General features: G+C 43.8%; 20 protein-coding genes. 8 read left to right on the forward strand and 12 right to left on the reverse strand.

The features are described 5' to 3' along the window. Positions 1-115: 115 nt before the first annotated feature. Positions 116-1,435 (reverse strand): D-serine ammonia-lyase, encoded by a 1,320-nt coding sequence (locus tag LCL89_RS09155; RefSeq protein WP_224810061.1) that lies wholly within the window; start codon positions 1,433-1,435, stop codon positions 116-118. Between the two features lie 230 nt (positions 1,436-1,665). Between LCL89_RS09155 and LCL89_RS09160 the strand changes: the two genes are divergently transcribed. The 4 genes from LCL89_RS09160 to LCL89_RS09175 all read left to right on the forward strand — a co-directional run bounded on the left by LCL89_RS09160 (position 1,666) and on the right by LCL89_RS09175 (position 6,149). Further along, positions 1,666-3,147 (forward strand): flavin monoamine oxidase family protein, encoded by a 1,482-nt coding sequence (locus LCL89_RS09160; protein WP_318245613.1) that lies wholly within the window; start codon positions 1,666-1,668, stop codon positions 3,145-3,147. Between the two features lie 635 nt (positions 3,148-3,782). Continuing rightward, positions 3,783-4,226, forward strand: coding sequence for a CHRD domain-containing protein (locus tag LCL89_RS09165; protein WP_224809829.1), 444 nt, complete (start codon positions 3,783-3,785; stop codon positions 4,224-4,226). A 350-nt stretch (positions 4,227-4,576) separates the two neighbouring features. Beyond that, positions 4,577-5,338, forward strand: a complete 762-nt coding sequence (locus LCL89_RS09170) for a CAP domain-containing protein (RefSeq protein WP_224809830.1) — start codon at positions 4,577-4,579, stop codon at positions 5,336-5,338. Between the two features lie 178 nt (positions 5,339-5,516). After that, the gene (locus LCL89_RS09175; protein ID WP_224809831.1) at positions 5,517-6,149 is read left to right on the forward strand and encodes a superoxide dismutase family protein; all 633 of its coding nucleotides are present in this window, start codon (positions 5,517-5,519) and stop codon (positions 6,147-6,149) included. Between the two features lie 94 nt (positions 6,150-6,243). Here LCL89_RS09175 and LCL89_RS09180 read toward each other — a convergent pair whose 3' ends face one another. The 4 genes from LCL89_RS09180 to LCL89_RS09195 form a co-directional block, all read right to left on the reverse strand. After that, positions 6,244-6,585, reverse strand: coding sequence for a hypothetical protein (locus tag LCL89_RS09180; protein ID WP_224809832.1), 342 nt, complete (start codon positions 6,583-6,585; stop codon positions 6,244-6,246). Between the two features lie 42 nt (positions 6,586-6,627). Continuing rightward, the gene (locus tag LCL89_RS09185; RefSeq protein WP_224809833.1) at positions 6,628-6,912 is read right to left on the reverse strand and encodes a hypothetical protein; all 285 of its coding nucleotides are present in this window, start codon (positions 6,910-6,912) and stop codon (positions 6,628-6,630) included. 151 nt (positions 6,913-7,063) lie between these two features. Further along, positions 7,064-8,296: a dicarboxylate/amino acid:cation symporter gene (locus LCL89_RS09190; protein ID WP_224809834.1), complete on the reverse strand. Its 1,233-nt coding sequence runs from the start codon at positions 8,294-8,296 to the stop codon at positions 7,064-7,066. A 299-nt stretch (positions 8,297-8,595) separates the two neighbouring features. Continuing rightward, entirely contained in the window at positions 8,596-10,788 is a 2,193-nt protein-coding gene (locus LCL89_RS09195) for a Z1 domain-containing protein (RefSeq protein WP_224809835.1), read from the reverse strand. A 214-nt stretch (positions 10,789-11,002) separates the two neighbouring features. Here LCL89_RS09195 and LCL89_RS09200 point away from each other — a divergent pair, with 214 nt between their 5' ends. Further along, positions 11,003-12,097, forward strand: coding sequence for a tetratricopeptide repeat-containing glycosyltransferase family 2 protein (locus LCL89_RS09200; RefSeq protein WP_224809836.1), 1,095 nt, complete (start codon positions 11,003-11,005; stop codon positions 12,095-12,097). An 82-nt stretch (positions 12,098-12,179) separates the two neighbouring features. Here the strand turns inward: LCL89_RS09200 and LCL89_RS09205 are convergent, their stop codons facing one another. Further along, positions 12,180-12,602, reverse strand: a complete 423-nt coding sequence (locus LCL89_RS09205; protein ID WP_224809837.1) for a YkvA family protein — start codon at positions 12,600-12,602, stop codon at positions 12,180-12,182. 232 nt (positions 12,603-12,834) lie between these two features. Between LCL89_RS09205 and LCL89_RS09210 the strand changes: the two genes are divergently transcribed. Next, positions 12,835-14,103, forward strand: coding sequence for an ATP-grasp domain-containing protein (locus LCL89_RS09210; protein ID WP_224809838.1), 1,269 nt, complete (start codon positions 12,835-12,837; stop codon positions 14,101-14,103). A gap of 33 nt (positions 14,104-14,136) precedes the next feature. Beyond that, the gene (locus LCL89_RS09215) at positions 14,137-16,098 is read left to right on the forward strand and encodes a hypothetical protein (protein ID WP_224809839.1); all 1,962 of its coding nucleotides are present in this window, start codon (positions 14,137-14,139) and stop codon (positions 16,096-16,098) included. Positions 16,099-16,273: 175 nt separating this feature from the next. Here the strand turns inward: LCL89_RS09215 and LCL89_RS09220 are convergent, their stop codons facing one another. Beyond that, positions 16,274-17,563 (reverse strand): DUF2254 domain-containing protein, encoded by a 1,290-nt coding sequence (locus LCL89_RS09220; RefSeq protein ID WP_224809840.1) that lies wholly within the window; start codon positions 17,561-17,563, stop codon positions 16,274-16,276. Positions 17,564-17,790: 227 nt separating this feature from the next. Here LCL89_RS09220 and LCL89_RS09225 point away from each other — a divergent pair, with 227 nt between their 5' ends. Then, positions 17,791-18,984: an MFS transporter gene (locus LCL89_RS09225; protein WP_224809841.1), complete on the forward strand. Its 1,194-nt coding sequence runs from the start codon at positions 17,791-17,793 to the stop codon at positions 18,982-18,984. A 17-nt stretch (positions 18,985-19,001) separates the two neighbouring features. On the opposite strand, the gene LCL89_RS09230 is transcribed toward LCL89_RS09225, so the two are convergent. The 5 genes from LCL89_RS09230 to LCL89_RS09250 all read right to left on the reverse strand — a co-directional run bounded on the left by LCL89_RS09230 (position 19,002) and on the right by LCL89_RS09250 (position 23,047). Then, positions 19,002-19,913, reverse strand: a complete 912-nt coding sequence (locus LCL89_RS09230) for an HD domain-containing phosphohydrolase (protein WP_224809842.1) — start codon at positions 19,911-19,913, stop codon at positions 19,002-19,004. 79 nt (positions 19,914-19,992) lie between these two features. After that, positions 19,993-20,691 (reverse strand): coiled-coil domain-containing protein, encoded by a 699-nt coding sequence (locus LCL89_RS09235; protein WP_224809843.1) that lies wholly within the window; start codon positions 20,689-20,691, stop codon positions 19,993-19,995. A gap of 255 nt (positions 20,692-20,946) precedes the next feature. Then, a complete protein-coding gene (locus LCL89_RS09240) occupies positions 20,947-21,234 on the reverse strand; it encodes a hypothetical protein (RefSeq protein ID WP_224809844.1) in 288 nt (95 codons plus the stop codon). Between the two features lie 12 nt (positions 21,235-21,246). Beyond that, complete coding sequence (locus tag LCL89_RS09245) at positions 21,247-22,146, reverse strand: HD-GYP domain-containing protein (RefSeq protein WP_224809845.1); 900 nt, start codon at positions 22,144-22,146, stop codon at positions 21,247-21,249. Positions 22,147-22,474: 328 nt separating this feature from the next. Continuing rightward, complete coding sequence (locus LCL89_RS09250; protein WP_224809846.1) at positions 22,475-23,047, reverse strand: hypothetical protein; 573 nt, start codon at positions 23,045-23,047, stop codon at positions 22,475-22,477. Between the last annotated feature and the right edge of the window lie 52 nt (positions 23,048-23,099).

Consider the following 23,099-nt stretch of genomic DNA (forward strand, 5'->3'; position numbering starts at 1 on the left):
AAAATAGCGTAAGACCATCCATAATCTGGGTGGTCTTACGCTGGAGATAAATACTTCATTCATTTCAAAAGACATTCCTTTGAGTAACATACTAGAAGGATGCTCTTAATGAAAATCATCTTCTTAACAAAGACTTTCCTTTTTCATAGAATACTTTCATTTCTTCTTCAGGTACCAGCGAGCCTCCGGTCGACCAGGCGATGTGAGTCCCATCAATCAGCTGGCTTTCCAGACCATACTCTTTCACATAGCCGGATTGCATCAATTTAAGTGGACCGATCAGCCCTGCAGCAGCGGAGGGTTCCACATAGATGCCTTCACGATCCGCAAGCATCGTCAGCAGCTTGTACAACTCATCATCTTCAATCGTATAAGCCCCTCCGACCAGCTTTTGGCTGATTTCTGTGGCAAACCTTGATGGGCGGCCAACGGCCAGGCCATCCGCTTCCGTTTTATTATCTATTCCAAAGTCTTGGACACACAACTTTTCATGCCTCTCTGTCATCATTCCGAGCAGTACGGAAGGAGAGTGTGTAGGCTCTACAAAAATACAATGTACTGCATCTCCGAAGACCTGCTTCAAACCAAATGCGATGCCTCCAGGAGATCCGCCTACACCACAAGGAAGATAGACGACTAACGGGTGTTTTTCATCGACGGTTATTTGTTTTACATCCAATTGAGCTTTCAACCGTAAAGCCGCTACACTATAGCCTAGGAAAAGTGCCTTTGAATCTTCATCATCGACAAAGTATCCATTCGGGTCCTCTTCTGTCTTTTCTCTTCCCTGCGTGATGGCTACGCTGAAGTCCCCGTCATATTCATGAACGCGGACACCTTTTTTGCGCAGAAGGTCTTTTTTCCATTGTTTCGCATCGGAGGACATATGGACATCGACTGTAAACCCGAGCTCCGCGCTGATTGTACCGATACTTAATGCCAGGTTTCCCGTAGAGCCCACGCCAATCGTGTACTGTTTGAAGAATTGTTTGAACTGGGGTTCAGTGAGTTTTTCATAATTATCTTCTTTTGTGATCATCCCGTTTTCCAGAGCCAGTTTTTCTGCAAACTCTAGAACTTCGAACACTCCCCCACGGGCTTTGACGGATCCTGAAATCGGAAGCTCGTGATCACATTTCAAATAAAATGTTCCCGGTAACGTCTCGTGGTGTTGTTTTTCAAGAGCTTCTTTAAAATGAGAGATTTCACGTAACGGAGATTCAATGATTCCATTCAGTGGCTTGGTTTCAGGAAATGCTTTCGCTAGGTAGGGAGCAAACCTCTGCCACAACTTTTCAGCTTCAATGATATCCATTTTGGTTAACGGAAACGAGCGATCCGTCTCTTCCTTTTTCGCAAAGGGATTGATCCATGTCACAGGCTTCAAATCCCGCATCGATTCAATCAATGGATATTCCATCGCCCATTCCTGCATCGTTTTTCCTTCTATTTTCTTTTGTACCAAATCAAACCCTCCTCAATTACGATCTACTTATAAAATTCCCTTGAAACAGCAAATTAATCGACTTGTTTGAATGAGGTCCTTTATATAGGAGCAGACTCTCACGCGATTGTTCCCCCTTAGAGCAGCAGCCTGTAGAAAACCCTTCCATAAGAATAGTAACACGAATACTCCCATATATTTTCAAAGGGGAGGAATGCCCATTGAAAAATACTCGGGAACAACCTACTGGAAAAATTCAATACCCTTCGGACATGGTTTCCATTATCAAGAACGGGTTACCTAAAACGGACACACCGAAAAAAGTGCTCATCATCGGGGCAGGTATGGCCGGTCTTGTGGCAGGATCTCTTTTAAAAAAGGCAGGACATGAAATTGCCATCATTGAAGCAAACGACCGGGTGGGTGGGAGAATTTATACTGACCGAGCCTCTTTTTCTGATGGGGCTTACCTTGATTTCGGTGCGATGAGAATTCCTGAAAACCATAAGCTCGTCTTTGAGTACATCAAGAAATTCAATCTTCCTTACAACCGATTTTTGAATACATCCCCAAAAGACATCATTTTTGCTAATGGTGTGAAAACGACAAGAGCCATCTATGAAGAAAATCCTGATATTCTCAACTTCCCTGTAGAACCACACGAGAAAGGAAAAACCGCCGCTGAACTGCTGATTGAAGCAGTCAAACCTTTTCAAATTTTGTACCAGAACAGCACACCGGAGCAGCAGCAAAACCTGATAGAGAAATTCGATCGATATTCCATTGAAAACTTTTTGCGATTCAATCCGATCGGCCCCTCCTTGTCTCCGGCTGCCATCCGCTTGGTGAAAGTCATGTTAGGTATTGAAGGGTTTGCGGAATTGTCATTTACGAATATCCTCTTCGATATCGTCAATACCGTTTTCAACGAAGACTTGCAGTTTTATGAAATTACAGGCGGCAATGATCAGCTGCCGAAATCTTTTTTGAAAGAATTGAAGGATGACATTTATTTCAATGAAAAAGTACTGCGGATTTTTCACCGTGAAGATAAAGTCATCGTACAAACGAGAAACATGAAGTCAGGAGAATTCCACACCTTCCACGGCGACTACCTAATCCTTGCGCTGCCGTTTTCCGTGTTTCAATTCATCGAAGTCTCTCCTTACGAGACGTTCTCGTTTGAAAAATGGAAAGCGATCCGGGAGCTGCATTATGTCGCGGCGGTCAAAGTGGCCATCGAATTCAAGCGGCGGTTCTGGGAGGAGCAAGGATTGGATGGAGCTAATTTGATCACAGATTTCCCCAACCGTTTCACCTACACTCCGAGCCCCATGTCGCCTGAACAGACGAGTGGTGTCGTTTTGGCAAGTTACAGCTGGGGGGATAATGCAAAACTATGGAATGCTCTCTCCGAACAGGAACGGGTAAACCAAGCTCTCCAAGACCTCGCAAAAGTCCATGGAAAAGAGGTTTATGACGAATTTCTAAACGCCGCCTCCTTTAGTTGGAGTCAAAACCCATACTCCGCTGGGTGCTTCACTTTATTCAAGCCGAACCAAGGAGCATACTTCCCCGAAATCATCAACCGGCCTGAAGGCAGAATCCATTTTGCCGGAGAACATGCCTCCGACTTTCACGGGTGGATCGAAGGCGCAATCCAGTCCGGTGTGCGTGCAGCACACGAGGTTAACAACCGATAATACGAACCAGATACCACTCACAAGTCCAAGCGGTATCCCCCTTCCCTTTCACAAAAGGCTCTGTCTGTTATTGCTTGGTGTTGTTATTTCACCTAGAAGCTTGTATCCGCTCTTTCTGTCTTGAAATTTGTATGAGGCGGCCTTTTAGAATGACTCCCTTTCCGTGGGGTACCGTGAGCCTCCTCAGGCTGCGCCTTCCGGGGTCTCACGATGTACCTTTATCCCACAGGAGTGTCGCCATTCTAAAAGGCCGCCTCTTCAAAATAGAAGGGTCAGAAAGGCCACAACCGAAGTCCGTTACACCAACTACGAACGGGATGGCAGGGAAAACAGGTAGACTCCTGCGGGAAAAAGGAACAAGGTGAGACCCCGGAGAACGAAGTTCGAGGAGACTCAGCGTTCCCCGCGGAAAGCGGACTGTTTTCCCTGCCATCCCATGCTCTGAGTAAATAACGGACCGAACACCTAATCCCAGACAGGGACTATTTAGTAATCGTTCAAAATATCAACAACAGACTTTAACAGAGCCTTACAAAAAGAAAAAAGTCCATATGAAACCCCTCTTCCCTTCCAACCCATACCTTCACTCACTTCTCGGAATAGAATATAAGACTATGGCTTTGGGAGGTGAAAAGATGCAGAAATTTTTCGCAAAGCTTAAAGGAAAAAATGAAGTGCCGGATCCCGTATTCACTGAAGCATTCGGGGTCGCTAAGTTCGTAACGAACCGACGCGGGAATAAGATCAAATTCTTTCTTGAAGTAGAGTTGTTGGATAACTTTGTCCAAGCTCACATCCACTTCGGAGGAAAGAGAGAAAACGGACCGGTTTTGGCTTTTCTTTTCGGGGCTGATGTCGCAACACTGACGGAACAAAACGGAATCACGACACGAAGAGGAGTCGTGACAGGAGTCATCAAAGACGAAGACATCGAGGACAACGACCTCGGAGTAAAATGTGTTGAAGACCTTCTTGAACTGATGACCAAAGGGCTCACATACGTGAATGTTCATACAGAACAAAACCCTGCAGGAGAAATCCGTGGGCAGATCATGCCGTTGTATCAAGACCGATACTAATAGTATATACCGGTTCTTTACGAGCCGGTTATTTTTATGTCATCCCCTTTACATATATTACAGGGGGGAGCTTTTCAAAAAGACTGTCAATCTATAAAAACTAGTAATTGTATCTTTTGAAGTAAATGATTTCCTATAAAATCATTAGATGCTCATCTTTCTATAATAGAAACAGCAGCTCCCTTCACTACCCTGAATCATTCATTTTTTCTACTTCACTGCCCCCGCAGGATCCATTCTCAAGTTGTCACTCCTCCTTCATTTACCAGAATCATCCTCTTTTGTTACAAAAAACGGATGGTAGGATGAAGTTGTTGAAAAACACAAAATTTTTCAAGGAGGATTTCAACATGAAATTCAAATCTCTTATTCTAGCAGGTGCAACAGCTTTCGCTTTACTAGCATCCCCTGCTGCATCACTAGCTTCAACAGATTCAGAAACATCTGTTCACGTAAATCAAGAACAGATCTCATTCGATCAAGTCGTGAACTGGATGAATACAAATAAATTGGATGTGAACGCACAAATCCAGTCCTTTGACCTTTCTTCTTTCTTCGAGCAGTTCCAGGTAGAACAGACACCTTCTAAGGAAAAGCCTGAAGAAAAACAAGATGCAGTCAAAGAACCAAAAGCCGAGGAACAAGCAGAACCACAAGCTGAGCCAAAAGCAGATGTACAACAAAAACAAGAAATGAATCAAGATGCAGGCACACAAACAGAAACAAACGCAGAAGTAAGCGCATTTGAAAAGGAAGTCGTTGAATTGACCAACCAGGAACGCGCAAAACAGGGGCTATCCCCATTGAAACTCGATACTGAGCTAAGCGCAGTGGCTGAAGACAAATCATTGGATATGCAGCAAAACAACTACTTTTCTCACAACAGCCCGACTTACGGCTCCCCTTTTGATATGATGAAAGCCTATGGCATCGACTACCGTACGGCTGGTGAAAATATTGCAATGGGACAAACATCTCCACCACAAGTCGTAAATGGATGGATGAACAGTGAAGGTCACCGTAAAAATATCATGAACCCTGACTTCACTCACATCGGTGTCGGCCATGTAGAAAACGGAAACTATTGGACGCAAATGTTTATTGGAAAATAACACATGATTCTTCACCTGCCAGGGGGATGTCCCTTGGCAGTTTTTTTATTCTCCACCTTTTTTCCTTGTATCCCCCTATGGAATAGGAACATAGATTGACTTTCTTCACAATAGGTTTACCCATCTTTATTTTGGTGGAATTTCTTAATGTAACCAAATAAAGGAAGGTGGTTTTTTCATGAAACGGTGGGTTTTCTTATTCGCAATTGCAACGCTTGCTCTCGTCCTCAGCGCTTGTGGAAGCAGCAGTGAAACAGACTCTTCGTCTACACAGAATGAAACAGAGTCGACTACGGGAGAAACCAATTCGGAGTACAGTGAAAACGAAGAATCCGGAAGCGATGAAAGCGAAGAAATGAGTGAAGAAATGCAGGTAACCCTGAAAAATGCGGATGGAAATGAAGTGGCGACAGCGATACTGAAAGAGGATGATAATGGTGTAGAAATTGACCTGAATGGAACGGATCTTCCTGAAGGCACACACGGATTCCACATACATGAAACAGGTTCCTGTGAAGCTCCTGATTTTAAATCTGCCGGTGGTCACTTCAATCCAACGAATGCCAGTCACGGGACTGAAACTGAGGATGGTCCGCATGCCGGAGACCTTCCGAATATCGAAGTAAGTTCAGATGGTATGGTCCAAACAACGGTGAACGCAGATATGGTGACATTGAAGCCCGAACAGGACAACTCTTTACTTAAAGAAGAAGGAACAGCCCTGGTTATTCACGCCGGCGCTGACGATAAAACATCCCAGCCATCCGGTGATGCAGGTGAACGAATCGCCTGTGGTGTGATTGGGGAATAACATACTAAGGACTCTGGACATCCAGAGTCTTTTTTAATGGACTGATATGAGCTGATTCACTGAACTTAAGTACAATCATGTCTTCTACCTTTCATTACTCTCCTGTCTGCAGAAGATATCTCTTTGCCTTTCCGTTATGTTCCACTATGAGTATAGGGGATTTTTCTTTGGTCCGAAAAATCCCGGCACCCACGGAAGCTTTTGTTGCCATCCCTTTTTGTACTTCTCCTATTTTCTTTCCTTTTTGATAGTTTCTTTCTTCTATCCAATCCACACCATGCTTATAGACCTTCCCATCCTCTAACTCTATAATGTCAGCATTAGAATTACCCTTTAAAACTCGCTCACTGGACAACGCTCCACCTTCACCTGCACCCGGGTAACACCCAGATAATAGAAAGCTTAGGAAGGTCAAAATCATTACTGTATACTTCAATATCAACCCTCCTTCCCTCAAATCTTACAATATACCCTTTATCTATCCTTCAAAATACACAGCCAACAAAAAACCCACCATAAAAGCAGAAACCACAAAGGCAAGGATGGTAATGACAACTTTTAGCTTTGTAGACACCTCTTTGAACCTTCCGAATAAATCACCGGTTAATTTGAAATATGACAGGACTGCCATCAACAGGATGACCGCCCTTACAAGGTCTGAATGACTGAAATCACTGATTGGTTTTCTGAAATGATCATTCGCATAGAAGTAAGTTAATTGAAAAATGAAATGTAGGAAACAATTGTATAAGAAAAAATTCATGACATTCACGTAAGCGCACCCGTCCTCTTTTGTTCAACTATATCCATCCTATCGTTCATTTTGAAAACATCAACCCTACCAAGAATAAAGAAGGACGCTGCATCAAGCAGCGCCCTTCAATATCTCTTATCTTCCACTCAACGATTTAAATTCAACCAGCCACTCTTTCTTCTTTCCAATCCTTTTCTGAGCGATCGATGACTGTCGTCCCGACTAAATCACCGGTCACATTCAAAGCGGTCGCTCCCATTCCGACCAGCACATCGACAGCGGTCAGTAGTGCAACAGCTTCCATCGGTAAGCCGACTTGTGCAAAAACAGTGGCAATCATGATGATTCCGGCACCTGGAACACCGGCAGTACCTACAGAAGCAAGCGTTCCTATGATGACGATTTGGATGATCGACCCGAAACTTAACGGATCTCCTACGACATTAGCAGCAAACACGGCAGATACAGCAATCCGAATCGCTGCACCGTCCATATTGATGGTTGCACCTAATGGCAGACTGAAGCCGTATAAACTCTTCTTCAGGTTCAACTTTTTAGCGGCATTCAACGTGACAGGCAATGTTCCTGAACTACTCTGCGTGACAAACGCTGTCAGCATAGGAGTTCGCGCTTCACGGAAAAATTGAGCAGGGGAATTTTTCGTCACAAGAAGGAACCCGATATAAAACAGAAGTTGTACAAAGATCCCGATATAAAGAACCCCGATGAACCCTCCGAGAGACAATAACGTATCCGTCCCTTGCGTACCGACGATTTTAGCGACAATGGCTAAAATACCGATCGGAATATACTGCAGAATACCTTTCATGACCGTGAGCGTCACTTCATTCAAAGCTTCCACTCCCCGGTACAACCGGTTCCCGATTTCTTTATACTGTTGACTCGAACGCAGATAAGAAATGGCAATGCCGAAGACGATTGCTGTAAAAATGATCCCGAGCAGATTCATTTCTGAAAAAGCTGTCACGATATTGGTCGGGACAATATTCAAAAGGACGCTTGAAAGCCCTGGATTGTCCGGAACCTCAAAGCTTTCACTTCCTGTGAGTGAAAGACCTGCCCCAGGATTGAAGAGCTTGGCGATCAGCACACCGACCATAAGGGCGAACGCCGAAGTAGCCAGGTAATAGAGGAAAACCTTTCCTCCCTTGCGTCCAAGACTGCCAATATTCGTTTGATTGACTCCTACGATGACGGTGAACAAAATTAACGGTACGATGATGAACTTAAGCAATCGAATCATCAGGTCACCGAACGGCTGTAATACAGCAGCGTCACTTCCGAAAACTAAACCTACAATAACGCCCAATATGAGTGCTGCGGTAATCTTTTTTATCAAAGATAATTCCACGTATTTCTTGAAGATGGACATGACCGTTCTCTCCTTTTATATCATTTAATTCCTATGAATTTAGTAAGCATTGAATTACAATCTATCTGATTTTTGTCCTGGTGTCAAAAACAAAGTTTATGAGTCTGTTTAAGGATAGGCCTGAGGAGGATCAAGGTCCCCCACGGAAAGGGAGTCATTCTAAAAGGCCGCCTCACACAAATTACAGGACAGAAAGAGCTTATATGAGCTCACATGTGCAATAACAGAGCTTTCAATAAAATTTCCGGACATAAAAAACGCCGGTTCAAGGATATACCCTGGAACCAGCGTGTTTATTTTTATTTCACTGTCTTATTCGCGTAAACTGTCGGAGATGTATGTCGCTGGGCAACCAGTACCGGCCACCAGAAAGGCGCACCTCTCCAACCATTCTCTTTTTTCCCTTCCTGTCTGAGCATGATCAGGGCAGGGTGGTTTACAGCGACTTTACGAGCGACGCTCAATTCTCCTTTTTCTCCTCCCGGTGTATCCGGGGAGTTTTCGAACTTGCCATTCTCTTTGAATCTCCGGATTTGGCGCTTCTCACGTGTCAACAGCCACACATAAGCACCGGACCCGTTTTCAGAACTCAAGTAATCGAGGACACCGTGATACTCTTCAAGATGAAAGTCTCTTCCTTCCTCCATTTCAAGGGTGGAGTGTATCAGACCGATCAGCTCTTTCGCATCCTCCAGCCGGACCAAATACGCGCCGTTTTCCGTATAACGGGCATTCTTTTTCAGTTGTTCCACTCTCCGGTCAATCTCACCGACCGTTTTTTTAATATGTGTTTTATATCCGGTCTGAAAGCCGATCGGGAGCATCCGCTTGTGAGGCTTTATCATCGTCAGATTGGATAACAAAAGCTTATTCGGACTGCACGGCTGGATGGAAGAATCCATATCACGCTGGACGAAAACGACTCCCCGCTTGTGCCCTCCGCGCTCAAACGCATGTCTGAGCTCACGGTCGAATTCGTGGATCCGCTTCATGACAGCATAAATCTTCTGTGTCGTATAAAACCTCGTAACCGCAAGATCTTCCATCGGTCTCGCTCCGTACATCCTCGAATGCTGAAGGACGGTATCCTGTTGGAATGACTTCGGATTGCGGCCATAGAAAAATCCGATCAAATTGTTGATGGTGACCCCGCGGTCGAGAATCTGTCCTCCGATAAAGATATTCATCGGAGCTCTCAACTGAAGCTGGCCGGTTCCATCCAGCAGTTCAGTCACATCTTTTTCAGAATTGACGATCGAACTGACGATGTATTCTTCATCAAGGGACATCCGTACTTCTTCATATACGTCATTGTACGTAGGGATGGTATTGCCTTCGAGAGCTTTTACCGATCGAATCAAATCCTGATAGGAAGCATGGATCAGTTCTTTGAAAACCGTAGACTCTTCCCTTGCCCCTTCAATCAATAAATCTTCGAAACTCCGAATCAATTCTCCCTGCCAGGCATGAGCATGCTTTCCACGTTCTGTATGAATGATAAAGGAATACTTTTCAGGACGACTGCCTTCCTGTTTTTGCTGCCAGCGCCGGATACTGCTTGCAACAATGAAGTTCAGGATGGCTTCCCTGATGTTCGGAATGTTTTTCTGAGTAAGCAGACGGTCCATCTTCACGCGCCGGCCGTCCATCTTTTTCATCACTTCCAGTTCATTTTCCTTCACCTCATGGTAAAGGTAGGAAGCTACATCCCCTTCGACGTCTGCACGATCGAAATACACATCTCCTCCGACATAACGACCATGGATGGGAACCAGTTCTGTGAAGGCCGGACGGATCGGCTCAAAAACCTTGCCCTCATGGATGGTCATGTCTTCCGGCTGAAGGTACAGCGAATACGGAGTAGCGGTCACTTGAAGAAAAGAAGGCCGGTTCAAAGTCGATCGCAATTCATTGATCTTGGACGCAATGACCCGCATGGTTTTCAGGTTCTGCTCCCGTTTATGCTCATAGGCGACACTCGCAAAATCCGCTTCATCATCAATGAATAAGATTTTTCTTCCTGATAGCCCGGGATATGTCTCAAGAAGCGCTTCCTTCAAACGATCAAGATTGTGGGTCTCTTTTTTTACAATCAACGCGAGCTTCTGTGACAACTCATACTTCCTGAGATTCTGAGGCATCGACATGATGTCATAAACCCTCATATCATCCGCTTCTATCCGTTCTTCAAACTCCTGATGAAGTCGTGCATAAGTCTGCTTGACGAGCGCGTTCGTCCCTTTCGTCAAAACGACGACCACATCATATCCATGGTCATAGGCAAGCCCCATCACTCCGATGAAAGTCCGCGTCTTACCAGATTGAATTTTCCCTAGAAGCATTCCCGGGTGGTGCTCGGACGTCGAAGTCTCCAGCAATTTTTCCATCGTCCGGGTCATGCACGATTGAAGCTCTTCATTATATTGGTTCTTTCGTTTCAGGTTTTGAAAAAAAGGTCCGTCGACTTGGACAGATGTTAATGATCGATTCATGGTGTTTCGCTCCTTGTCACTCTCACTATCTATGACTATACGTATGATTTGTGCTTTTATTACATAGGTATAGTCTAGTACGACGTTCGTTCATCTCCATACATAACCAGCTTTCTTGAAGAAAGGATGGGGCAGGCAGATGGAACACATGAAAAAAATTATAACATCTGAGACTTAAAATTACTGCTGGAAAACTTTAAATTGGAGGGATTCGATGCCGACCATCAGTTTGTGTATGATCGTGAAGGATGAAGAGGAAGTATTGGATCAATGCTTGAACAGCGTCAAAGAGGTGTGTGATGAAATCGTCATCGTCGACACAGGTTCCATCGACCGCACCAAGCAAATCGCATCCAAGTTTACGGATAAGATTTTCGACTTCACATGGGTGGAGGATTTTTCTGCAGCTCGAAACTATTCGTTCAGCCTAGCGAATATGGAATACATTTTATGGCTGGATGCAGATGACCTCGTGCAAAAAGAAGACTTTGAGAAACTTTCGAAGTTGAAAAATGAACTCGATGAATCCATCGACGCCGTATCGATGAATTATGACATCAGTTTTGACGCATCCGGAAACACCACCTTTAAACTAAGGAGAAACCGGCTAGTAAAAAAATCCAAACAATATCAGTGGATTGGAGTGGTGCACGAGTACCTGGATGTACAGGGGAATATCCTTGAATCGGATATCGTCATCACCCACACCAGACATTTGAGAAAACAAAATACGGATACGAACAGAAATCTTCGCATTTATGAAGCCCAGCTGAAGCAAGGGAAACTCTTATCTCCAAGAGACCTCTATTATTATGCCAATGAGTTGAAGGATCATCGCAAATACAAGCGTGCGATCCTCTATTACGAAAAATTCTTATCCCTCTATCAGGGGTGGATGGAAGATAAGGTCATGGCCTGTCTATACCTGGCTGATTGTTATCAGGAAATCGGAGCCAAAGAAAAAGTGATGGACATCCTGTTGGAAACGTTCAAATATGATAACCCAAGACCAGAGGCCTGCTGTAGAATAGGTGATCACTTCAGAAAAAATGAAAAGTATCACACCGCAATTTTCTGGTACCAGACGGCCACCCAGGTGCCCATCGATCACATCCGGGGATTCTACCAGCCCTCCTACTCGACATGGATTCCCCACCTTCATATGTGTGTCTGTCATTGGAAACTTGGAAATGTGGAAAAAGCTATCGAGCATAACTCCATTGCCGGTACGCACAAACCTGAGGACGAAAGTGTGTTGAATAATAAGAAGTTTTTCTCCGATTACTTGAAAGAAAAGCGTTCTGAGTGATGACCGACCTGTCTCTTTAAAAGAAGCATATCTCCTCCAAATAACTTGAAGGTCCAGCTTCCTCACCGAAACTGGACCTTTCTTAATTCAATTTATCCTCATACGCTTTCACATCCATCTTTTCCCCGAACAGCTGCTCCATCCTTTCACGGGCTTTCAAGCGTACCTCATCATCAATATGAGAAATCACTTGGTAAATGGCGTACAAGATTACCGCACTGTCATCGGCGAATCCGATCATCGGTAGAAAATCAGGAATCAGGTCGACGGGTAAAATCAAATACCCGAGAGCTCCGGCGATGGTCAATTTCGCTTTTTTCGGTGTGGAAGGGCTCTGGAATGCGTAATAGAGCAATAGACTGTAATAAACACTTTTTGCTCCGATCAAGCCTCCGTATTTTTTTATTTTTTCACCATAATCCTTTTTTGAAAAATAATCTCTGCTTTGTTCGATCGCTTGTCTCGGATTCAGCTTTTGTAAGCGCTCTTTGTACATCAGTTTCATATTTCTCCCCTCCTCTGTCACCTATATTTCCCCCTCCTGATGAGCTGCAAACTCATTCAAAGGAGCTGTTGAGATTACAAATAACCATACTAATTTTGTATATATTTGTCGAATTAAGATAAATCGCTTACAGTTTTCCTAATAGTTTGATACTTTTAGTGTAATAGAGTACGAGAAGTGTCTCTAATTCATGCTTTTTGTTTCATAAATCAATGTAAGGGAGCGATAAGGAATGGAATTGGATCAAATCGAAAAGGATTCATTAGTGGAAGAAGCACAGCAGGATGCAGAAACGAAGCCCTATTTGACAGCTCTAGTCGGATGGAGTGTACAAGCGATTGAAGCTGCAGCCCGTATGAATCGTCCGTTTGTCGTGGTAGGACCACCTGAATTCGAATCGTATGCGGAAAAACACGACATCAAATTCGTCGGATGGGATTTCAACAAAATCAATGAAAGTTCTGATGGATTGTACAAGCAGTTGAAAGCGATGGGTGCAGAATTAGCCATCCCCCTTTATGAAGAGTGTGTGGAATGGGCCGGTGCGCTGAACGCCCGTTTCCGTGAAGAGCCACGCGTCTTCAACAGATCGTTGTTGCTGCGCGATAAAGGGATGATGAAGCGGAAAGCCCAAATCTCAGGAATCAAAGTCGGTGTCTTTGAAGAAGCAAGAAATAAAGATGACGTAAAGCGATTCTTACAGCGCGTCAACGAAGCATTACTAAAACTGGAAGGCGATCACCTCGATCCCATCCACGTCAAACCCCTCGATAAAGCCGGATCCGTAGGTCATATGGCGATCAACACCGTCGAAGGTATAGAGAAAATCCAGGATACAGACTTCCCACTATTGATGGAAAGCCATTTGGATGGCCAGGAGTTCTCTTGTGAAGCGTTCGTCCATAAAGGTAAAGTACGCTTCTTGAACATTACGGAATATGTACGCTTAGGCTACTCGAATTTCGTACCTGCCTCCCCTAAACTTGAACAGAAACGCCCACAGATTGAAGAAGCTGTCCAAAAACTCGTGGATGCTTTTGAAATCGAATACGGCGTCATCCACCCGGAGTACTTCCTGACTCCAGATGGAACGCTGCACTTCGGTGAGGTTGCAGCACGTGTGCCGGGCGGCCATATTTTCGAATTGATCGAGCGCGCCTATGGATTCAGTGCGTATGAAGCTCAAATTCTCTGCAGTGACCCGAATACGACAGAAGCGGAATTGGAAGCCTTCTTCCCGAACCCTTATGACTATGACGGGTATGCCGGGTGCTTGATGGTTCATCCGAACATTGATTACGTCCAGGATTTGAACATCCCTGATGAACTCGAAGAACATCCTTACTTTGAAAAACACGACATGTTCACCCCTCCTCAAGGAAAGGTTGCAGAACGTGTCGGATTCGGGAACCATTATGGAACGATTTTCTTCTTCGGCCGGGACAGTGAAGAAATGTATGATCTTGTGAAAGAATACGAACAGTACGATTTCTATAAATAAGAGATTAAAACCATAAAGGGAAGGAGAGGACTTATGCCTCAACCGACAGGTGTCATCGTTGAACGATTCGCTCAAAGCTTGGAAGATTTAGAAAAAGCTCCATCTTTTGCAAAATCGAAATATCAGACAGATGTCTACCAGGAAGCCAACCGGCTCATTGACGCTGAGAATGGTTTGAATCACTTATACCAATATGCGTACCGCTTCGAAGAGACAGGCGTTTTTCAAGACAGCGCCTGGGAGCAGGCCAACAAATTGCAGCCCCCTCTCGTCGCGGGATCATTGAAGGCGAAAGGACTGCCGATGGTCATCGAGGTGCTCAGTGAGCTGCGGATGCTCGCCATCGCTGAGAACAAATACACGCACCCGACCGTGTCTGCAGAAGACGCAGAGGAATTTTTGAATGAAGTCATGGTGCTGAACTTGAATTTACTTTTCCCTGCTGCTACTGAAAGCACAAGGATTGAGAAACATGAAAACGATGATAAAATCAGCAAGCTGTTTCAATTTTTGATCAGTCATCTATCTTCAAAAGCTCTCATCAAAACACTCATTCATGAAATCGAACGATTGACAGCACAGCGACCGATTATGATCAAGCGCATCGTATCGATGATTGGTACGGCGAAGAGGATGCTTGACTCAGATAGTGACGGCGATGATCATGCTGAGTTGAAAAAATATATTGCCGCCATTGAAGGACCATCACCGATGAGCGCAAAATACAAAGATATTCCGACCTATCGTAAAGAACTGAAGGAACTTTCACGATCCGAATTGATTTCGGAAAGTGTCGCGCTTGCGAAATCGATGCGTGAGACAGGGTTAGTCGCCCCTCACCATGCGACCATTATCCGGTTCTTATGCAAGCATCACCCAGGCTTGCTGGTCTATACTTTGAACTTAAGCAGTAAAGGAAGCGCCAACCTGGAAGAAAACATGGAACTCGTGCAGCAAGTGATAAAAGCCTCTATCTTCCCTGCTACAAAACAGGCGATATATGGACTTGCTCTGATGCTTGAGCGCGGCGTGCTTTCCCATTCCCCTGTAGCTCCCGGACTGCGTAGGTTAGTAGAACTGGACATCCGTGCAGACGTAAGGAACGCTCTACATGAGACCGTCCAGCAAGGAGAAGGTCTTACAGCGAACAGCATTCTCGTCGCTGGAACTATCCAGGTCCTCGGGCAGCCGCTCGGAGTGGGACAAGGATTCAACCCGACGTGTCAGGCCGCAAGAGGAATCAGCCTTTGGGCGCAGCATGCCCCTGGATTCCTGCTTGAGATCATCCCGCGTGCAGCGAGAGACGGAGACTTGGACTTCACATTCGAAGGAGCTACGATCCATTCCAAAGATTTGAGTGGCGGACTGGCACCTGATCTTGATATGGAACTCGATCCCGTTTCTCTCGTTCTTGTTCCGCATTTGGACAAGATCTATAGCGAGATGATGTCGAGAGTCGCGCTCCGCGGCGAAGACGGTCACCGCTGGGTGAACCCGGCCTTTTACGGCAACTGGGTTCCGAAAGGGTTCAGTACAGTCACCAACCCGATCAGTGGCTTTGTCCAGGATTACAGCGGATTCGTCCGGTTGTTCTATGCGACCCACCACCCTGAATATAACGATGATTATGAATTGATTTACCCGAATCCTGTCGGCATTTTCATTACCAATGTCCACGGCAAAATGCTCGGTTTACATGCCGTGTCCATCATTCGGATAGCGAAAGATCCATCAGGAGTCGAACGGGTCTATTTCTATAATCCAAATAACGATGGTTCCCAGAACTGGGGACAGAACATCGTTCCGAGTGTAGCGGGCAATGGCGAGGAAGAAGGAGAAAGCTCCCTTCCATTCCATGAGTTCACCTCACGCCTTTACGCTTTCCACTACAACCCTTATGAACAGGGAGAAGCTTACGCCGTAGATGCGAGCGAAGTGAACGACGTCTTGAACCTGGCGAAGGAAAGCTGGGGCAAAGACTATACCTGGGTATAACTGAATTTACGAAAAAGAAGTCTGTCCTTATTCAAGGACAGACTTCTTTTTAAGTTTGAATCTGTTACATCTATCGCTTCTCCTCTCATATAGCTGGCCTGCCCGTGCTGTTTGCTTCCCAATGGCGCACGAATGCTGAAATCCGTATTGCAATTGAATAAACTGCATATCCCTCCTAGAAATCTACCTCTTTTAATAGAGCCGCTCTTCTTTCATTGACTCTTTCATGATCCAGAGGAGCCCAATATTCAGCAACGAACTTTTGACTGATATATTGAAGGAATTCCCGGATGATTATCTTAACCTTCTTTTCACTATGTTCAGCAATGTAAATCATTGTATCCAGTAAAGCTATAAGGATGGAAACATCTTCCCGTCCATAAAAACACACCTGGTGAAAAGTATTGTATAATAATTCATCATTGGATTCGCATTTACATATGATCCTTAGGTTTTCCTCCTCATCATTATAAAGAGAATAGCCCCCTCCAGTTTTAAATGCCTCTACTAATGGCACTCTCAGATAATGGATACAACTTATAGCGGTATTCGGATCGTTAATGCCCGGCGATATAGCTCTCAATGCAACTTCTACAATCTTCTGAATTGAAAAATGGATATCATGTATTGTCTCTCTTTCATCACCCACCGTGATAAATGTATCTATATTCACCTCTATCGGTTCATGGTTGTGATAGACAGCAGCCAAAGCACTCTCCCGAGTAACGAATTGTCCAATGCTTTGCTTCAGCTCAATCACCACATCTTTTTGTTTGGCAATAGCCATAAGGTTTTCAAAATCGATTATTTGTATATAACCATATTCACTCCCATGCAATAGTTCAACATTCGAAAAAACAGATATGTCAGGGCAGGATTCCTGAACAGACACGCATTTTTCTTTTTTTAGTGTTTGCCGACTATTTCCGATTGTATTTATCGAATCCTCGGTCAAATCCCTCAGTAATTTACTGACTTGTATGGAAGTTGCTACATTATGGATGAAATAAGCAAAAAAAGCCAGGCATATAAAAGAAACTATGACACCGACAGTAGCTGAAATGACGAGATGTTCGATTTGAGATTTCCTCATAAACAGTAACGTAAGAATGGAGAAAACGAATCCACCCATAAAAATTCCGAGAACGGTCATAGTAGTCGAGCTTGTAGTGAAGTTTTTGAGAGTTCTGGGAGAGAATTGTGAAGAGTAGGTGGTCAATACTACCATGATGGTTGAAAAAGTTATTGTAGTCATTGTCAATAATGCTGCCGAAATCGCCCCCAAAGTAGTTTGCGCTAGACCAACATCGGTCAATAGGAAAGAAGGAATAAAAGGACGCACTGAATCACTATAAATGGTATCCACCGCTATAACCATTAACGCCAAAACAAAAGCTAATATGCAAGAAACGCTGGGTATAAACCAAATACTTTCTTTGATACGTAACAATACTCGCTTGATCATACAATCTTTCCTCCTCATCCTAAAAGCAAAGTTCAAAACATTGCACTTTCACTACGACAATCACTCTTTTTTTAATTACTCCTTTTTACCCATCAAAGCAACTTTGAAAACTATACCTCCAAAAATGTAATGATAATTAGTGATACGTTTTTTCACCTATCCCTTTACCCACCTCTCCCAGCACATGTGCTATAGTGGTACCATCCTAAAAATACAGGCGGGATTCTATGAATCAACAAGGTTACCAAATCAATGAATCAACGTTTTGGAAAGTGGCGCTCAGTCTTGCACTCGCCTCTTTTTTTACATTTGCAAGCATTTATGCCGTTCAGCCGTTGTTTCCGGTCTTTGTCCAGGACTTTGATATCAGCATTTCCATGGCCAGTTTATCTCTCTCGCTGACCGTGATAGGACTTATTGTCGGTCTCATCGTCCTCGGCTTTTTATCCGATCGGTACGGGAGAACCATTTTCATCAAACTCTCTATCATTGGCGCATCCGTTCCCTTACTATTCATTCCAATCATCGATTCATTTACAGTCATTTTGGCGATCCGCTTCATTCAAGGATTCGCTTTCGCTGGTCTTCCTGCCGCTGCGATCGCTTATGTAAGTGAAGAAATACATTCGAAACATGTGCATGTGGCTACCGCTCTCTATATAGCGAGTAACGTGTTCGGTGGGATGATGGGACGTGTATTCGCCGGTGCTGTGACGGACTGGCTTTCCTGGGAAAGCTACTTTTACATATTGACCGGGGTGGGCGTCGTCATCGCTGGGTTGGTAATCGCTTTGCTGCCGCATTCCCGTTCCTTTACACCCAGCGACCTGACGTTCAAGCACGACATCAAGTCATTGAAATTCCACGTGACCAATCCGACACTCCTATTGATTTTTGGACTCGGAATCATTTTTCAATTGTCCTTCACTGGGATTTGGACATATTTGCCTTTCTATTTGCAAAACAGCCCTTTCTTCCTTTCCTTAAGCGCCATTTCTTTCTTTTTCTTCGCTTATGGATTGGGGGTCATCGGCTCTCCCTTCGCAGGCTGGCTGGCAGGTCATTTCGGGTTGAACAAAGTCCGGTTGATCGGAACCTTCGTCTTTTCTATCGGAATCTGGATGACCTTGATGCCGTGGCTGTGGGCGGTGGCTCTCGGATTGTGTGTCTTATGTTCAGGATTCTTTACGGCACACTCCCTGACCGCCTCTTCGATCGGGGATTTGGTCACGCACCATAAAGGAAGCGCCGCAAGCCTCTACCTCGTTTCCTACTATATCGGTGTCGTCTTCGGTTCATCTGCCCTCAGCCCGATCTGGAATGCTTACGACTGGGAGGGCCTTGTTCTGATTCTCGGTTTTCTTCCACCTGCCTATATGCTGCTGGTAAGGCTTGTTATGAAACGCACAAAAAAGGTATGATTCCCTGCAGATTGGAATCATACCCTTTTTTCTTCTATTAAAATGTTTTCAAATGCATCGACCACTTCTGTATCATAATGTGTTCCTTTCAACTTCTTCAATTCATCAAGAGCGAATTGAGCTGTGAGTGCCTTTCGATAAGCGCGATCTTCGGTCATTGCATCAAATGTATCACTGACCGCTATGATCTTCGCCTCAAAAAGAATATCCTCTCCACTGATTCTATTGGGGTAACCAGTCCCATTCAACCGCTCATGGTGCTGAAGAATGATTTTCGAAATCTCATCATGATATAGTCCTTTCACCATCTCCGCTCCATCTACCGGGTGACGTTTGATGATACCAAATTCTTCATCCGTCAACCGTCCGGGTTTATTCAATACTTCAATAGGCGTATGAATTTTCCCTATGTCGTGTAGGATGCTCGATAAATACAACTGCTCAAGTCTCCCCTTCGGCAGCATCAGCTTCTTGGCAATCTTGATCGCATACTCCGCCACTCTTTCACTATGTTTATAAGTATAGCGGTCCTTTTTCTCCACCTCATCGACCACTTTTTTCAAATTCAGAACTTCTTCACTTAACTGATAAAAAGTCGGCTCGTTGATGACCCATAAATAAACAACGTCCGAGAGGGTCGTAAAATGAACGGCTTCCTCCAAATTATAGGCGGTATAGTGGTCACCTGGACCGAGCTTGATCTTCTCGCCGCCCCATTCACATATCATCTCACCGCTAAGGATATAAAAAAACTCCATGACACCTGGATTGTCACTGGGGTACACGTAAAACATGTGGTCTTTCGTAATGGTTTGAACCATCACTTCAGTCCCCCCGCCCCTGGACAACAGACTGATGTCAAAGTGTTCGAATACGACCTGTTCCAAATGTTCCCCGTTCCTTCCAATCGTAAATGTCAATGGAATCACCTCTGATACGGTATAGAAAAAGCGAGCCTCAGTCAGACTCGCTTTCTTTCCCTTATCATATATTATTTTCTGAAAATTCTCAATGGAATCCTCCTATGACTCTGACCGGATCGATCCATACCATACGATCACCAAATTGCACCCATCTCCAGCTCTGTTCAGCATAGACACCTTTCTCAGCAGCTTTCTTAATAGTTTCGTTTGACATTTTTAATGTCTCATCGTATACATCTTGAATGACTTTCTCAAGATCTTCTGTATATTCAAGCGTTTCTTCCAACTCCATCTTAGACGTTTCATTTAAGCTGTCATACAAAGTATTTACCCTATCATGCAGATTTTTTCTTTCTTCTTCATCAGCGACTAATAATTCAGATGTAACTTCATCCATGATTTTCTCCATATTAAGGAAATCATAACTCAGTTCATCCATCTTTTCTTCCAACTTGCTTCGCAATCTTTGTTCTTTTTCAATCAAACGATCCATTTGTTCATGTTTATTCGTACCTTTTTCGATTTTTTTAGCAGTTTCTTTGAGTGCATCTCTCAGTTGATAAATTTCATTTTCTTCTCTGATTTCTCTGACCTTCTGTAAGTATTCAGCTTTCATTCCATTTGATTTATCCACTGCTTTTTGGATTTTTTCATTGATTTCCATATTGGTTTCTTCAATATCCTTCAAAGCTTTCACCCGATCTTCATCAATGTCTGCGATGACTGGAGTAGCACTCCCGAACACAACTCCTACTAACAACATAATTACCATCAGTTTCTTCATCTGCCCCATCCTCTCAAATTGATATTAAAATTACAATACACTATGAGGACTAATTGACTACGACGCTATAATTATTTGAATCTTTGTTGTTCATTATAATGTGTTACTCCGATTATACCCACCTCACCCGACATAAACTGAACTTTTCTCACACAAATATGAAAAATATTAAGGTGAATTTGGTATTAATGGATAAAAATTGTAATTCACATAAAAAAAGACCTGTCCTCCTAAAGGACAGGCCTCGCTAGTTGATTAATACATTCCTCTTGCGGGATCGACAGCAAGAACTTTTTGTCCATCCACTTCGACCCAGATGTAATAATGATCTACTTCAGCACCTGTAGAATCTGTCAGATAATCATGGGCCTCTTCTTGAAGTTCAAAAGATGTTTCAGCTGTATCATAATCATAAGATAAGTTTTGACCGGTATTCACGGAAACGGTTTTATCCGAATCCTTATAGTACTTTGCACTCACGGAACCAGCTGAAAAAGCAAGTATTAAACCAAAGACAAGTAATCCAAATAAAGCCTTCTTCATCTCTTCACCTCCTTAGTCAATCACTTCAGTTTGTATAGAAAAGAACGCATCGACGATGTCCGGATGGAACATCGTTCCTTTATGACGTTCTAATTCTTGAAATGCTTCATCAACACTCATTGCTTTGCGGTAGACACGATCACTGGTCATGGCATCAAAGGCGTCTACGACGGTGATAATTTGAGCTTGGATGGAAATTTCGTTACCTTTGAGTCCATTCGGGTACCCCCGACCGTCATAGCGTTCATGATGCTGCTCCACAACTTTACCTGCTTTGATCAAGTCTAAGCGATTCGTCTGCTCGAGGGTTTCACGCCCCCAAGTCGTATGTTTTTTCATAATTTCATATTCTTCATCTGTCAATTTTCCAGGCTTGTTCAGTATGTCATCAGGGACTTTGACTTTCCCGATATCATGGAGGAAAGCTGCAAGGTTCAGCGTATATTTTTCATCTGTAGATAATCCGATTGCATCTCCGATTTTCATAGAGAGATTTTTGATCCTTTCGCAATGATGAGCCGTATATCCATCCTTTTCTTCCACCCGGACAGCCAAATCCTTCATCTCCTGAAGCATATTGCTGTAGTAGTGAAACTGAGGTTGAGAGGTCACATATAAAAATTCCACATCGGTTTTGGCAGCGAAAATCGAAGTCTCCTCTACGGGACAGGAGTGGATAGAGTCTCCAGGCATAAGCAACAGGGCTCCATCAGGTGAGTGAAAGATTAGTTCACCAGACAAGATGGTGACATGCTCAAGAGCAGTCCATCCCTCTTCAGGAATCATCGCCCATCGAGCGCCTTCATACAATTTGTGATGAATCACTTCTGTCCCATCTCCAGAGGCAAGTAAAGAAAGTTCCATGTTCTTCAGGAAGACTTTCTCCAATTCATGACTCCGAGTGATTTTCATGCCTAACCCTCCTAAAGGTATATATTACCATTACTATATACCTAATATTGGATGCAAAAAAATGAATGCAAATTTAGATCATCGTTACTTTTCACCAAAACTTCAGACATTCAGCCTAAAAAGTAAACTTCTTCCAATATGCATTCATCTCATGTGATTTGTTCGTTATTCGACACTGTATCAGTGTTTTTAATATACACTATCATTCTTAGTTTGAAAAGGATGGCATTCATAAATTTTCAGTCTTTTTAATATAAAAAACGGCTCATCACCCGAGATTCATACGATTGACTCAAATAAAAACCGGAACAAAAAATTTTATCGACAATTATTTCAGTGAGGTTTTCCTTGTATATTTTTTCATTGAATCATAAAACTCATCCCATTCTTCAGGAAAACCGTTGGAACCATATTTATAAATATTCCTTCCCCTTCGAACAAGTTCGAGTTCCCACGTGGTCCCATCCATAACAGGTTCTGAATATTCTTTCCGCCAATTCAGTACATCCAGCCACTTCATGTGCTCGATGATTTTATCCACGGTCTTTGATTGAACCCGTTTATGATGAACGTCCTCGTCTCCTCCTTGAATGTGACCCCATTTCATTTTCCTTGTGTTGAAGTCCATTTCTACGAAGAATGTCCCTTCCCAAAATCCACTGGTAGAAAAGTTGAGACCTTGGATTTTTCCATAAGCTGCGTTAATCGCTTCGCTGCGATTCCATTGGTGTTCACACTCATGGCAATGATATTCAGGATCATTAATCATGATACAGCAGCCACCTAATACGTATTTTCCAGACTCGACCTCTGGTAAGATTTCAGGGCCAGGCATGCCATAGAGAATGGCTGCTGTATGTTTCGAACCACAGACCGGGCACCGCTTATAGTCGATCGCCATGTCTTCACTCTCCTCCATTTATTTTTTCCATTCTACCAAGGGAAAGTAAAAG

The organism is Halobacillus yeomjeoni (assembly GCF_020171525.1).
Classification (GTDB): Bacteria; Bacillota; Bacilli; order Bacillales; family Halobacillaceae; genus Halobacillus; species Halobacillus yeomjeoni.